The organism is Waddlia chondrophila WSU 86-1044 (genome assembly GCF_000092785.1).
In the GTDB taxonomy this organism is placed as follows: domain Bacteria; phylum Chlamydiota; class Chlamydiia; order Chlamydiales; family Waddliaceae; genus Waddlia; species Waddlia chondrophila.
The window spans coordinates 1,795,857-1,810,245 of record NC_014225.1 but is presented as its reverse complement, the minus strand read 5'-3'; the positions used below and the strand labels follow the sequence as shown (position 1 = coordinate 1,810,245).

Here is a 14,389-nt window from a genome sequence, read left to right as displayed (position 1 = left end):
AAAAATTTCCTTATAAAGAACTAGAGTGACACTCTTTGCAAAGTCCATTTAACGTAATTGAATGGCCTAGTAAATGGAAGCCTCTTGGAACGATTTCTAAAAGCCCTTTAGGGCAATTGTTGATAAAATAGGTTTTATCGCAGCTATTACATAAAAAATAGTGGTGATGATTTTTTTGACGTATCTCATAACAAGATTTCTCACCAGGAAGTTCTATCAAATCAATCTTTTCCTCTTTAATAAGGATTTTTATGGTTCTATACACAGTGGATAGATTGATTTGAGGGATTTCACGAGTTGCGTAAGTCAAAATCTCCTTAACGCATAAAGGTCTTCCTGCCTTTGAAAGACACTGTAAAATAGCCATTCTTTGCTTCGTCATCCGTTTCATTTAAGTCTCCTTTGTATAAGTTGTTATTGCAAATGAATTTGCATTTGCATTATGATGGCGGTGTTTCTAAAAAATTTCAAGGAGTTATCGCATGAAATCGTATCTGAAAATCTTATTTGTTGCGTTTTTTATTGTTCAAGCTGTTTTTGTCTTAAATCTGAAAGCAGAAAACGGTGATAAAATCGATCTGAGTCCGATCTTTGCATGCAAAGATTGCAAATAAAAAGGAAAATTTTAATGAGTTTTACCCCTAGTGTTTCACATTCGCATCCTCATACAAAAGTGGAAGGCTGCTATCATCAAGAAAAAACAAAATTTGATTTTTTAATAAATGTTATAGAAAAAATCAGCGCTATAGCTCTTGGTATTTTTTCGGCTTATGTGAATTTGGAATTATTCGTTCCTTTTTTCTTTGCCGGTGTTTGTATTGGAGTTTATAGCTATATTCAAGATAGAACTTTATGCAATCAAGGGCACTTATCCTCTTCCTGTGCTCACGGCTTGTTAGAGCAGCTAACAGGGGTCAAGCTACCTCCAGTCATCTCTCTTGCGGCTAATATAGCAGTAACTGTTTGCCACATTGACCATCACGCAACTGTCTTTGTGCCTATTATCGGAGTTTCTATTGGTGCTTGGATAGGAAAAACAGTTTCGTATTATGGTGATCTCAATTATATGACCTTGCCCCATAATTAGGTCCAGTTTCAACTAGAGGTTCCTGTTAACTGTAGCATTTTTTCACTAGAGTTCAAACACTCACTGAGCTGGCTAGCCAGCTCGTGAGGCGTCAGTCCTCCAAGTGCACTATGTGGACGATATAAATTGTATTCATTAGCCCACTTTCCGACAATTCTCCTTGCATCTGATAAATTTAAAAACCAATTTTCATTCAAACATTCATCTCGAAGCTTGCCGTTAAAACTCTCTATGTTACCATTTTGATATGGTTTCCCTGGCTCTATGTATTGCCAATCTATTCCCTGATCAGACGACCATTTTAGCACGGTATTCGAGGTAAACTCTGTTCCGTTATCACTAAGGACTACCTTTGGCTTTCCATTTGCAACCATAATTTCGCTTAATATCTCTGTTACCTTCCTCCCATTTATAGATGTGTCCACAAATATCCGAAGGCATTCTCTGGTGTAGGTATCAATCACAGTCAGGAGCCTGATTCTCCTGCCATTAGCTAGAGCATCATGGACAAAATCAAGAGCCCACTGTTGATTGCGAGCGAAAGGTTTATCTTGAGCTCTTCTTGAGCCAATAGCGCGTTTTCTTCCCCCTCTCTTCAGGACCTTTAATCCACAGGCACGGTAAATACGGTACACCTTTTTATGATTGACTTTCACGCCTTCGCGTTTGAGTATCATATGTATGCGACGATATCCAAACCGCCGTTTCTCGTAAGCGATTTGTTTTATCTTGGTTATAAGAGCGGTTTCATCTTGTTTTCTTGAGCTGTATCGTACAACCGATCGATGAACCCCAACAAGCTGACATGCGCGCCGCTCACTTCTCTTGTGTTGTTTTACAAGAATTTGCACGCATGCCTTCTTGGCTCGCGGGGTTACCACTTTCGCGAAACAACATCCTTCAAAGCTACGATGTCGAGAGCTTGCTCAGCAACCAATCGCTTTAGCTTGTTGTTTTCTGCTTCAAGAGAGCGAAGCTTTTTTGCATCTGAAGCAACCATACCGTCAAATTTAGCTTTCCAGTTGTAGTAAGTAGCATTTGAAATTCCGTATTTGCGACAGGCTTCTTCGACTTTAAGACCTGCTTTTACTTCATTGAGAACATTTATTATTTGTTCTTCCGAAAATCTTTTTTTCATGGCTTGTGTTCCTTTTTGTGGTTAATAGTTTACACAAACCTCTAATTTTATATGGACCGATTTCAGGGGAGCAGGTCAGCCGTTTTATGCACCCAACACCGCTGCTGCTTTGTCTTCGGAAAAACTTCCTCTATTGCCGACCAAAATCCAAGCGCACCATCTCCTATCGCAAGCTCAGGAGCTGTACACAGCCCGCGCCGCTTCAAACTCTCCAATACCTCTGTCCAGGAAATTTTGCTCTCTCTATAACCATTGTGGATCGCCACAAGTTCCTTTTTACCATTAGGAAGAGCGCCAAGAATCACGAGAAAGCAAATTCGGTCATCTCCAAGACGAACATTGAAATAGATCCCATCTACCCAGATGTAAGCGTAGCGCTTTCCTTCAAGAGAGCGCTTGTTCCAGTCTTTGTATTCCTGCTCCCAAGATTGTTTTAAACGAGTGATGTTAGCTGCGGATAATCCTTTCGCATCCTTGCCCATGATCGCTTCAAGTGCATCCTGGAAATTGCTTGTAGAAATCCCCCTGAGGTAAAGAGCTGGAATCACCGCATCAAGAGATGGCACCCTCCTTAGATATTTCGGAAGAATTGCGCTTGAGTACCCTTCAGAGCTCTCTTCTCTGTTTCGAATTCTAGGTTGCTTCACTGATATCGGTCCGATTCCTGTTTGTACTTCTCTTTCAGGGAGGTAGCCGTTGCGGACAAATTGTTTTCTTCCCTCGAAATCCCTCCTGCCTTTCATCGATTCCAGGTATTCATTGACTTCATTTTCAATAGCCTGTTGAAGCAACAGGCGAGCTCCTTCCCTCAATGTTTGTTCCAGCAAGCTGTTCATTTCACTTGTTGCGTGAAATTTATCCAAAGAAATGACATCATTCTTCATGAGCGTATCTCCTATAAATCTTTTTGATTCTAAAATTTCATAGGGTACGCTCTCTTTATCTCAAACACAACTTTTGATCATATCTCTCTGTTATTTTAGGTTGTTGATAAAGTTTAGAGACACATCTATACTAAAACATATCTGATTGATATTTAGTGGTGAGACAACTATGCAGTATGGGCTGGGATTTATTAGAGATTCAGACCTCTATGATCACGTAAAGAAAACTGTTTTAAATTACAGGTTTGATATAGATCTTAAATCTTTTAATAAGAGTCTTGTAGATCCAATCAAATTAACATTTGATTCAAAAATATATCAAAGATCAATTGAGTCTGTGGTGGAAGATGAAGTTTTCCGTCAACTAGACAAAAGTAATACGAATCAAATCGGATATTTTCATCAAAATATATTTAAATATCTACACCAAGGATGGAAGGTTCCCGAAAAAGGGTTTGATGTAATTAATGAAGAAAAGAAGGTGTTTGTAGAGATGAAAAACAAACACAACACCATGAATTCATCTTCGGCAAAAAGCACCTATATCAGAATGCAAAATAAAATTTTGTCGTGTCCAGATTCGGTCTGTTACTTGGTTGAAGTTATTGCTAAGGAAAGTCAAGATATAGTATGGAAGATTTCCAATGATGGAAGCATACTTTCTGATCCAAGAATAAGAAGAATGTCGATTGATAAATTTTATGGGCTTGTGACAAATGATCCCCAATCTTTCAAAAATCTATGTTCTGTTTTGCCTTCTGTGTTAGATGATGTGGTTTGTGAAGTGAAAGAAAGAAGTTTAAACAATACAGTGATGGAAGAGCTTAAAGCTGTTGATCATGATATTTTGAAAAGTCTTTATATGCTTTCTTTTAAAAAATATGAGGGGTTTGATGAGTTCTCTTTGTGATGATTTTTTAGTGAAAGAGGAGTTACTCGCAGACATTCTTTCTGTTTCAAAGAGAACTTTAAAGAAATGGAAAAAAGAAGGTGTGATTGTATCGGTCGGTAATTCCGATAATGGTGTCTATAATCTAAAGGATTTAAAGAGTTTTGAGCCTATAAAATTAATGTTAGATTCTTCATGGGAAAGTGAAACAAAAACAGTTCCCAAAAGAGACTTTTTATCGGTAGAGTTATTTGCTGGAGCTGGTGGATTAGCGCTTGGTTTAGAAAAGGCCGGTCTTTGTGCACAAGCATTAAATGAAATTGATAAATCATCTTGTATGACTTTAAGAAAAAACAGACCTAGTTGGAATGTTATCGAAGGAGATATCAAATCTATTGATTTCCGACAGTTCAAAGGGATAGATTTTTTATCGGGAGGGTTTCCTTGTCAGGCATTTTCATATGCGGGTCAAAAAAAGGGATTTGAAGATGCAAGAGGCACTCTTTTTTTTGATTTTGCAAGGGTTATTAAAGAGACAAAGCCAAAAGTTTTTCTTGGTGAAAATGTTAGAGGCTTACTAAATCACGATAACGGGAATACGATTAGTGTTATAAAATCTGTTATTGAAGATATTGGATATACAATTTTAGATATGAAAGTTCTTAAATCTATATTTTATCAAGTTCCTCAAAAAAGAGAGCGTCTTTTTATTGTTGGAGTCAGAAATGATTTGGTAAAAAAAGCAAAATTCAAATGGCCTTCTCCTTTTAAAAAAGTATTAACTTTAAAGGACGCTTTAAAACAGGGTAGTCTCTACGATTCAGATGTTCCTACGTCAAACGGACAATTATATCCACAAAGAAAAAAGGAAATCTTGAGCCATGTTCCTCAAGGGGGATATTGGAAAGATCTTTCCGAAGAATTACAAAAAGAATATATGCAGAATAGTTTTTATTTGGGTGGTGGAAAAACAGGAATGGCAAGAAGGTTGTCTTGGAATGAACCAAGCTTGACTTTAACATGTTCTCCTTCCCAAAAACAGACTGAAAGATGCCATCCTGAAGAGACTAGGCCTCTAACAGTTAGAGAGTATGCTAGAATCCAAACATTTCCAGATGATTGGGAATTCTCGGGGTCTATGATAAATCAATATAAGCAGATTGGTAATGCGGTACCTGTGAATCTATCTTGGGCTGTAGGTAGAAGTATAGTAAGATTGTTAAATTCACTGGAATAAAAATAATTTTATTGTTTTTTTAACATAACCATTATTATCGGACGTGTCCTGAAAGAAATGTAAGGAGTAAATAACATTTCGGAACCTTCAGAGAGATATGATCAAAAGTTGTGTTTGAGATAAAAAGAGCGTACCCTATGAAATTTTAGAATCAAAAAAAATTATAGGAGATACGCTCATGAAGAATGATGTCATTTCTTTGGATAAATTTCACGCAACAAGTGAAATGAACAGCTTGCTGGAACAAACATTGAGGGAAGGAGCTCGCCTGTTGCTTCAACAGGCTATTGAAAATGAAGTCAATGAATACCTGGAATCGATGAAAGGCAGGAGGGATTTCGAGGGAAGAAAACAATTTGTCCGCAACGGCTACCTCCCTGAAAGAGAAGTACAAACAGGAATCGGACCGATATCAGTGAAGCAACCTAGAATTCGAAACAGAGAAGAGAGCTCTGAAGGGTACTCAAGCGCAATTCTTCCGAAATATCTAAGGAGGGTGCCATCTCTTGATGCGGTGATTCCAGCTCTTTACCTCAGGGGGATTTCTACAAGCAATTTCCAGGATGCACTTGAAGCGATCATGGGCAAGGATGCGAAAGGATTATCCGCAGCTAACATCACTCGTTTAAAACAATCTTGGGAGCAGGAATACAAAGACTGGAACAAGCGCTCTCTTGAAGGAAAGCGCTACGCTTACATCTGGGTAGATGGGATCTATTTCAATGTTCGTCTTGGAGATGACCGAATTTGCTTTCTCGTGATTCTTGGCGCTCTTCCTAATGGTAAAAAGGAACTTGTGGCGATCCACAATGGTTATAGAGAGAGCAAAATTTCCTGGACAGAGGTATTGGAGAGTTTGAAGCGGCGCGGGCTGTGTACAGCTCCTGAGCTTGCGATAGGAGATGGTGCGCTTGGATTTTGGTCGGCAATAGAGGAAGTTTTTCCGAAGACAAAGCAGCAGCGGTGTTGGGTGCATAAGACGGCCAATGTGCTGGATAAAATGCCCAAAAGTATTCAAGTGAATGCGAAAAAGGCCATTCATGAAATTTATATGGCCCCTACCAAAGAAGATGGACTGGCGGCGTTTGAGGTGTTTTTAAAAACATACCGAGACAAATACCCCAAAGCCTGTGCTTGTCTTGAGAAGGATAAGGCGCAACTGTTTACCTTCTACAATTTTCCGGCGATCCATTGGCAGCACGTCAGGACAACTAACCCGATTGAATCGACTTTTGCAACAATAAGACACCGGACAAGGCAAACCAAAGGCTGCGGTTCAGTGGCTGCCACTTTGACAATGGTATTCAAGCTGGCTACTACAGCCGAGAAAAAATGGAGAAAACTCAAAGGTTGTGAAATGATTGAAAAAGTAATCAACGGAGTGGTCTTTAAAGATGGAGAAGAGGTTCTGGAAAAAGAAAAAGTAGCTTAAAAGAATTTTTAAATTAGGGTGCGTTTAAGGATTCCAAACACAACATTTGAAAATATCTCCTTTACTTGCGAAGCGATCGAAAAATAGAGCCGAAAGCAATATACGGATAGGTTCTTTGAGCGCTTAAAAGGAAGTTTCTGGATGGCTTTCTTTGCTAAGGTATAGCTCCACTAAGGCAAGGCAGCCTAAGACAATAAATAAAAGGTAAACGATAGAAGGAATGGCAAGTCCAAGAGTCAAGCCAAAAAAGACCAAAAATTGAACACACGTTGTGACTTTCCCACACCAGATTGCTCGAAAACGGTAAGAACTTAACTTTCCGGAAAACACTAGGTAGAAGCCAAACAGCAAAACAGCAAAATCTCGGCAAACCATTGTGCTAACTTCCCATATCCCTAAGCTCCCTTCATTCATAAAGATGCCGATTAGGAAAAAGACGAAAAATCTATCCATAATGGGATCTAAAACGGTTCCAAAAGCACTGGATTGCTTATAGCGTCGAGCCAAAAATCCATCAAGACCATCTGTAATCATCGCTAAAATCAGGGCGATTGATCGATATAAAAGATCCTGTTTAATGAAGACCAATGCCAAAGGCAAGCGTAGAGCAGAAATAAAATTAGGAACTGTCAACATCAGCAGCTTTTTTGCGCATTACGTTTTAACTACCTCTCCATATTACTGCAAATGTCGATAAAAATCATCTATTATGATTTGCTTAGACCGGAGGTAACGCAATATAGCATAAATGAAAAGGGTTGCTGCGATAAAAAACAGAATTGAGCGGTGGTAAGCATGAAAAGTTGCGATCACTTCCTGAGAATGCTGCCCAAAGAAATAACCAAGAGCAAATAGAAAGAGGGTGGAGAGAAAGCAAGCAGGCAAATCTCTGGTGATGAATTTCTTAAAAGGCATCCTGCCAAGGCCGGCAGTCATAAATAATCCATTACGCACACCACCCGGGATAAAGCGGCCAATGATAAATGTCCAAATACCAAACCGTTCGTAGTAGTGATGCAGCTTCTCAATTTTTTTAGGAGTCAAAATCCGGCTGAACCAGCGGATATCGTACAGCCTGGGCCCAAGCAGCCTGCCTATCCAATAAGTTTCCCAGGAAGCGAACCAGCAGACAAAGAATAGAGCGGAATATTGATAGGCCGCTATTTCAGGAGAAAGGGTACTTGCTAAAGCACCGGCGCTGATCATGACAACATCTTCACTGATCGGCACATTTAGCCCTCCTAATAAGATTAGAAGAGCGAAAAACCAGTGAGCGGCTTCCGCATGTTCAGTTGCAAAGAGAATTAACGATTCCATGTCGCTCTATTGTAACAGTTTAATTGTTAAATTTCAATATAAATAAAATTTCAACTTTGATAGATTGAAATGATGAAAACTCTTCAAGCTGATACGGTTGTTGATCTCGACCGTCATTTGGCCAGCTCGCAGCTGGTCATTGTGACGTCTCCTTTATTTTCCGGAAGTTTGCGCATTCCTTTAAAACTTGAGAGCGCTGACAATTTAACCATTGTCTCCATTGGCAATGGAAGCAGAGGAGCATGTCTTGATTATTTTACTTGTTTTCACGAGATCACTTCCAATTTTCTAACCATTGTAAAATGCAGGAGTGGATATAACGTTCTTTGTTGCCTTTCGCACTCAGGTGTTGCAGCTTCGCTTGAAGGGGATGGAAAGGACTGCTTGCTTTGTTTGCGCGGCGTAAGCGCTGAGCCGGTTCCCGTCCTCATTGGCGTGCATGGCTCAGATCTTCATCAAACTGTTGGATTGGCGATAAGGATGGGGGTAAAGAAGGCCTTGCGGGCGGGCAAGTTTGGAGAAGAAAAACCGCCTATCCCTCATTGGTTGAAAACGCTGGGCTGGGAGTCTGGTGCAAGCTTTGGGAGGATTCCAACCCATGATAAGATTCTTGGAGCTGTCTGGGCTTTGAGGCAAGAAGGGATTCAGCCGGGATATGTTTTGATCGATGAAGGATGGCAGAGGGTTGAGAGACGTGGAGGCAAGAAGGTTTTGTCTTGCTTTGAAGCAGATGCTGAAAGGTTCCCAATGGGGTTGTCGGGGCTTGTGCAGGAATTGCAGCGCGCTGGAGTGCATCACGTCGGAGTTGCCCACTCCATTTTTGGATGCGGAGGAGGCATTTCCGATTCTTTGGTAGGAAAATACCAATTATCAACAAAGGAAAATGAAAAAGGGTATTTGGGGTATGATTTGGGGAAAACATTTCAGTTCTATCACGATTACTACAAATCATTGAGCGAGGAGGGGATCGCTTTTGTTAAGGTTAAAAGACAGGTAGATGCTGCCGGCTTCATCGGAAATCCAGGGCTGATGACGCGGATCTATTCGCATCTTCAATCTGCAATACAAGCGTCTTCCGGCTTGTTTTTTGAAGCTTCTCATTTAAATAGCGAGTGTTTGAATAATGAAAGTCTAATCTCAGGAATTGCTGCAACAGATGATGACTTAGAAACAGCGCAAACGCTTGCAGGAGTAAAAAAAATGATCCGCAGCCTGCTTGTTAACGCGTGTTGGATGCAAAATTTTTTTAGTAGCTGGATAACGGATTTTCCTTACAGCCATTTATTGGCTATTTTACATGCTCTTTCTTCGACAGCTCATGTGATCGGAGATCCTCCAGGAAAGACAAAAATAGAACTTTTAAAAAAGTGCGTGCTTCCTTCTGGTAGGTTGATTCAGGCAGATTATCCGCTGACTTTGTGCAGCTCCTCCTTTTTTTTAAATCCTCTAACGACGCATGCGCTATACTGTGCGTTTTCTTTTAAAGGGGAGTCGGGCCTGTTGGCGTTATTTAATTTCACCCGAAAGAAAAAACCGCTTCAAGAAGATGTTTCAGCCTCTTTAATCGAAGGGATTTCTGGCGATCGATTTGCTGTCTATAGCCATACAAATGGCTATTTGGGTGTTTTTGAAAAAAATGAAGAATTTTCGGTTGCTGTGAAGCAAAACGAAGCAGATATTCTCACTTTCGCTCCAGTGCGAAATGGAGTGGCATTGATTGGATGCTATGCTTTCTATGTTCCCAACGGACCCATTCAAGAGATAACGATCGAACAGGAATCGATGCATATCTCTTCTATTGTGACATCTCCTATGTTGATGTACTCCGAAAAAAGCGTGATGGAAATTAGGCGCAACGGCAAAGTCATTCCCTGGGATTACGATCAGGAAAAAAAATTATTAGTGATCGATTCCAGGCAAAGTCAGTCCGAAATTCCTACTGTTTACACCCTCAATTTTGAATGAAGCCCGCTTCGGAAAAGATCTCTTTCGCATTCTCTTTATCCCAGGCTTTTTTTAGCTCTGCCCCTTTCTTATTGGAGATTCCTCCTAAAAATTCTATAGAGCGTAAAAATCTCGCACGAACGACGTCTTTACCTAAAATTTCGGCAGAGTCGAAGAGTGGAGGGCCTTGGATTTTTCCCATGATCGAAGTGAAAAGGATCGGCATGACCCCTTTTTTGTGGTTGATGCCGAACCGTTCCGCAACATCTTTAGATGCTTGCTGGATCTCCTGCGCAGACCATCCGCTTGATGATTCCAACACCCAGATCATTCCTTGAAGGATAAAGGCTCCTTGTAATTTGGAAAGCCCTTTCTGGGTAAAATCTTGCTCTTTGTATTCCAGGTTGTTGATGAATAGGAAATCAAAGAGTTCCATGAAATCCCCGAATGTTTTAATACGGGAGTAGCAAAGAGGAATTAAGCGTTCCATAAAAGCATCGTTGAATCGCCATTCTTTTAATCTGTCCCACAGCTTCTCTTGAGGGATGCAGTTAATGATATATTGCTGATTCAGCCAGTCCAGTTTCTTGATATCGAATACAGCTCCTGAAACACCGATGCGCGAAGCGTCGAACTCTTGAACGATCTCTTCAAAAGGATAGATCTCCCGGTCGCCCGTCATGCTGTATCCCATTAAGGTGAGGAAATTCTTAAAAGCTTCGGGTAAGTATCCGCTGTCTCTGTAGAAAAAGATCGATGTAGGGTTTTTTCGCTTAGAGAGTTTTTTTCCATCTACTCCCAGAAGAAGCGGCATGTGAAGAAATTCAGGAACCTCCCACTCAAAATATTTGTAAAGGAGGATGTGTTTAGGAGTGGAGCTGATCCACTCATCGCCACGGATCACATGGGAGATTTTCATGAGATAATCGTCGACAACATTTGCTAGATGATACGTTGGAAATCCATCTGTCTTCATCAGCACCTGGTCATCAATGTCTGCCCAGGGGAATGCAATCCGTCCTTTGATCCGGTCTGTAAATACACATTCGCCTTTCAGAGGGACTTTCAGCCTAATTACAGAGGGTTTTCCAGCGGCTTCTTTTTCTTTAATCTCTTCAGGACTTAAATTGCGGCAACGGCGGTCGTAACCTTGACGGCCCCCTTTTTTTGCCAGGACTTGGCGCATTTCTGCTAGCTCTTCAGCTGTACAGAAACACTTGTAAGCATGTCCCTTCTCGACAAGCTTATCAGCATATTCCTTATAGATGGGAAGTCTTTCTGATTGCCGGTAAGGGCCATAAGCGCCTCCAATATTTGGGCCTTCATCCCATTCAATACCGGACCAGCTTAGAGCTTCGTAAATGTTTTGTTCATACTCGGGCCTGCTTCTTGTGCGGTCCGTATCTTCAATGCGAAGGATGAATGTTCCGTTATGATGACGGGCGAAGATAGAGTTGAAAACGGCAATGTAGGCTGTACCTACATGAGGATCACCTGTTGGAGAAGGAGCAATACGGACTCGAACGGACATAGTACCTTATGATTTGCATTTGATTTAGAAAATAGATTAATGGTACTGCAAAAATGGGAATTTTGGCAAGGAAGCACTCTAAAATCGCCTGCACGCTCTTAGATCTAGATAGCGTCTTCCTTGCATGTATCCATCAAAATGATTAGGTCTTTCATGATGTTGTAAGCTTCGGTCAGCTGTAAATCGTTTTGGCCGAATTGCTCTTTTGACTCATCTTCGAGAAGGTTTTCTTTTTTGATCTCTTTCAGAAGGGCTTGGTAGTTTTTGTTGTTCTCGATACGGTAGGCAGAGTTGGATTTGAGAAAGGGCAGATAAGCAGTGTAAGTATCGAGCTTTTTCTGAAGATCATGCTTATATAGCAAACGGATTCTGCTTCTTTGTGAGTAGGGAATATCTGATAAGTCATCGTCGAAATTCGGTTTGATCGAATCGTTTTCCAAAGGATACTTCGCATATTGCTCTCCGATTTCAATTTCCGATAAAGGTCCTGGAAGAACGATATCTGAAAGGACGCCTGTTAATTGAGGTGTTTTTCCAGAGACTGTGTAGTAGATGCCTCTAGTGACCTTGTATTCACCTTCAGGATTGACTGGCTTTTCTTGGCCGACATTTAGAGTAAATGTTTGAAAGGAGCCTTTTCCATAGGTATGGTCATCGCCAATAATAATGGCTCTTCCATAGTCTTGAAGTGTTTGCGCAACGATTTCAGATGCCGAAGCGCTTGCTCTGTTGACAAGCACAGCTAAAGGGCCATCCCACATCATTTTACCGTCTAAGTCTCTAAGATATTGGACGTTTCCTGTGTTGTCTTTGACCCCTACGACAACACCTTTAGTAATGAATAACCCTGTAACACTAACAGCTTGGGAGAGCAGCCCTCCGGAGTTGTCCCGAAGATCAAGGATGATCCCTTTGACCCGATGATTTTCTTTAAGTTTTTCAATCTCTTTTGCTAGATCGGAAGCCGATGAACTCTCCGGATCTTGATAAAAGGAATAAAGCTTCAGATACGCGATCACACCGTCTCCAAACGGTTCGTAAGCTGTTTCAAATCGCGTTTCTTTGAGCACAACTTCGCCCCGGATAATTGTGATGTTGAGCTCTTCCTTTTTTTTGTTTTCGTCGTCGCCTTCTTCTCGGATGACCGTTAGTTTTACAGGAGTGCCTTCCTTGCCGCGGATCAATTCTACGGCGCTGAGGATGTCCATTCCTACAACAGGCTCATCGTCGACAGCAACAATGCGGTCTTTGACTTTAAGTTGTTTACTTTCAGAAGCAGGCCCTCCTTCGATGATCTTTACGATGGTAAAGCCGTTCAAATCGTCTCTGAGCTGTGCTCCGATTCCGAATAAGCGTTGCTGCACATTAATCATGAACTGGGTAGCCTCGCCCGGAGTGAAGTAGACGGTGTGCGTATCGAGGGCGGACGCAGTTGCTTTTAAAATAGAGGAGAGGACAAACTGTTCACTATGCTTGGGGTCTGGATTGGCGATCTCTTCCTCTTTTTTTGCTTGATGCTTTTCTATCCGTTGCAGCGACTTCTCTCTTAATTCTTCGTTGAGCTTGCGTGAAGTTTCGATCTGTAGCGCTTTGATCCTTCCCAAACGGATCACAAGCTCTTCTTCAGATTTGACCCAATCCATGTCTTTGAATTCTTTGGGATCGACCTCTTCCGGAAGCTCGGAAGCTGTGACCTGCATATCCAACAGTTTTCTTCTTGAAATGGCTTTGAGCATCTGGTCGCGGATTTTAAAGAACAGAGAAAAGTCTCCGTTGTTGAACTGTTGCAGTGTTGTTTCCAAAAGAGTTTCGGAAGGATGGATCCAAGGGTCGATGTCTGATTCGATGAAGTAGATTTTGTTGAGGTCAAGCTCGTCGATGTAGTTTGAAATCACTCTTTTCATGATTTCAGGAGTTAGTTTGGTGTGCGAAGCGTGGCTTTTAATGATTTCGTTCACTTTTTCCAACACTTTTGGCGAGTCGATTTCCGGAAGCTTGGCATCGATTGAGTGGAATACCAGGTTGAGAGTCAAAGCGAGAAACAGAAATTTACGCATGATGAACCTATCTCAAAATCAATAAGATAAAGCATAAGCATACAAGAAATGAAGGTTTTCATCCATAACCTTTGTCTAAATGTGAGAAAAAAAAATTGAAAAAAAGTATTTTTTACACAAAAAATGCTTGATTTATATTTTTATTTTGTTAAAATAGATCCTTCACAAAGTTAATATAGATCGCTTATTTAATAATTAGCGATTGATTAAGATTTATTGAAAATAGACACGGAGGTTTATAAAAATGTCCAATATTAAGGAAATGTGCGAGGAGCCGAAAGTTGTTTCGATCACAGAAGCTGCTCGGATCAACGGCGTTACACGGCAAGCCATTTACGTAGCCATTAAACTTAAGAAACTTAAAGCAAAAAAAGAAACGACGCGTTGGACGATCGACGTGAAAGATCTTGATGAGTATCGCAAGAACAAGTACTCTCGTACCAAGTCAATGCATGAAGGCGAGCTGCTTTTTGATAATGGTAGAGGTTACTATTCAGTTAATCAGGTTGCTGAAATGCTGAAGGTTCCAGCACAAAAAATTTATTACGCGACACGTGTAGGGATGCTTAAAGCTCACCGTAGAGGAGCTGCTTGGGTCATTCATGTTGAAGATGTGAATAAATATAAAGAAGAACATCTCAGTAAAAAAGGCGGCCGCAGACGAGCAGTCTAGGTCGTGCAATCATCAGATGGGGACAGATTGACTTTAAGATTTGTCCTTATCTTGACTTTTCAACGTTATACCGAACCAGCTTCAAAAATTGGAATTTTGACAAAGAGTTGCCTTGAATTTGAGCCAGGCGAAGCCGGCGCTGAAGTAGCTCAACCTGAATAGGTTGAGTGATGCAAGTGGGTCTCAAAATCAAAGGCTAA

At 40.9% G+C, this 14,389-nt stretch carries 14 protein-coding genes and 1 pseudogene; 8 read left to right on the top strand and 7 right to left on the bottom strand.

The annotated features are described in order from the left end of the window. Positions 1 to 10: 10 nt before the first annotated feature. On the bottom strand, positions 11 to 391 hold the full coding sequence (locus WCW_RS08160) for a Fur family transcriptional regulator (RefSeq protein WP_013182745.1): 381 nt from the start codon (positions 389 to 391) through the stop codon (positions 11 to 13). Between the two features lie 91 nt (positions 392 to 482). Here WCW_RS08160 and WCW_RS10480 point away from each other — a divergent pair, with 91 nt between their 5' ends. Together WCW_RS10480 and WCW_RS08155 are read left to right on the top strand one after the other, a co-directional pair. Next, entirely contained in the window at positions 483 to 614 is a 132-nt protein-coding gene (locus tag WCW_RS10480; protein WP_013182744.1) for a hypothetical protein, read from the top strand. A 14-nt stretch (positions 615 to 628) separates the two neighbouring features. Then, complete coding sequence (locus WCW_RS08155) at positions 629 to 1,087, top strand: hypothetical protein (RefSeq protein ID WP_013182743.1); 459 nt, start codon at positions 629 to 631, stop codon at positions 1,085 to 1,087. Positions 1,088 to 1,095: 8 nt separating this feature from the next. Here WCW_RS08155 and WCW_RS08150 read toward each other — a convergent pair. Together WCW_RS08150 and WCW_RS08140 are read right to left on the bottom strand one after the other, a co-directional pair. Further along, positions 1,096 to 2,225, bottom strand: a protein-coding gene (locus WCW_RS08150) for an IS3 family transposase (RefSeq protein ID WP_143876344.1) whose coding sequence is annotated in 2 segments (ribosomal slippage) — positions 1,096 to 1,967 and positions 1,967 to 2,225 — 1,131 coding nt in all. Because the reading frame shifts where the segments join, the coding sequence is not laid out codon by codon here. Between the two features lie 68 nt (positions 2,226 to 2,293). Next, a pseudogene (locus WCW_RS08140) lies at positions 2,294 to 3,109 on the bottom strand (IS256 family transposase); the annotation flags it as partial. 169 nt (positions 3,110 to 3,278) lie between these two features. On the opposite strand from WCW_RS08140, the gene WCW_RS08135 reads away from it, so the two are divergent. From WCW_RS08135 to WCW_RS08125, 3 genes are all read left to right on the top strand, one after another. Beyond that, complete coding sequence (locus WCW_RS08135; RefSeq protein WP_013182740.1) at positions 3,279 to 4,019, top strand: Eco47II family restriction endonuclease; 741 nt, start codon at positions 3,279 to 3,281, stop codon at positions 4,017 to 4,019. Beyond that, complete coding sequence (locus WCW_RS08130) at positions 4,003 to 5,235, top strand: DNA cytosine methyltransferase (RefSeq protein WP_013182739.1); 1,233 nt, start codon at positions 4,003 to 4,005, stop codon at positions 5,233 to 5,235. Before WCW_RS08135 ends, WCW_RS08130 begins: the two co-directional genes overlap by 17 nt. 178 nt (positions 5,236 to 5,413) lie before the next feature. Beyond that, positions 5,414 to 6,667, top strand: coding sequence for an IS256 family transposase (locus tag WCW_RS08125; protein WP_013182738.1), 1,254 nt, complete (start codon positions 5,414 to 5,416; stop codon positions 6,665 to 6,667). A 123-nt stretch (positions 6,668 to 6,790) separates the two neighbouring features. Here the strand turns inward: WCW_RS08125 and WCW_RS08120 are convergent, their stop codons facing one another. Beyond that, a complete protein-coding gene (locus WCW_RS08120) occupies positions 6,791 to 7,303 on the bottom strand; it encodes a CDP-alcohol phosphatidyltransferase family protein (RefSeq protein WP_013182737.1) in 513 nt (170 codons plus the stop codon). A 42-nt stretch (positions 7,304 to 7,345) separates the two neighbouring features. Further along, positions 7,346 to 7,984, bottom strand: coding sequence for a DedA family protein (locus WCW_RS08115; protein WP_013182736.1), 639 nt, complete (start codon positions 7,982 to 7,984; stop codon positions 7,346 to 7,348). A gap of 69 nt (positions 7,985 to 8,053) precedes the next feature. On the opposite strand from WCW_RS08115, the gene WCW_RS08110 reads away from it, so the two are divergent. Next, positions 8,054 to 9,949, top strand: a complete 1,896-nt coding sequence (locus WCW_RS08110; protein WP_013182735.1) for a Sip1-related alpha-galactosidase — start codon at positions 8,054 to 8,056, stop codon at positions 9,947 to 9,949. On the opposite strand, the gene gltX is transcribed toward WCW_RS08110, so the two are convergent. Both gltX and tsp read right to left on the bottom strand, forming a co-directional pair. Beyond that, positions 9,936 to 11,459, bottom strand: coding sequence for a glutamate--tRNA ligase (gene gltX / locus WCW_RS08105; protein WP_013182734.1), 1,524 nt, complete (start codon positions 11,457 to 11,459; stop codon positions 9,936 to 9,938). The two genes, WCW_RS08110 and gltX, sit on opposite strands and share 14 nt — an antisense overlap. 104 nt (positions 11,460 to 11,563) lie before the next feature. Then, positions 11,564 to 13,516 (bottom strand): tail-specific protease Tsp, encoded by a 1,953-nt coding sequence (tsp, locus tag WCW_RS08100; protein ID WP_013182733.1) that lies wholly within the window; start codon positions 13,514 to 13,516, stop codon positions 11,564 to 11,566. Between the two features lie 244 nt (positions 13,517 to 13,760). Here tsp and WCW_RS08095 point away from each other — a divergent pair, with 244 nt between their 5' ends. Further along, positions 13,761 to 14,189, top strand: coding sequence for a helix-turn-helix domain-containing protein (locus WCW_RS08095; RefSeq protein WP_013182732.1), 429 nt, complete (start codon positions 13,761 to 13,763; stop codon positions 14,187 to 14,189). A gap of 3 nt (positions 14,190 to 14,192) precedes the next feature. After that, positions 14,193 to 14,351 (top strand): hypothetical protein, encoded by a 159-nt coding sequence (locus tag WCW_RS10300; protein WP_013182731.1) that lies wholly within the window; start codon positions 14,193 to 14,195, stop codon positions 14,349 to 14,351. Positions 14,352 to 14,389: the final 38 nt, after the last annotated feature.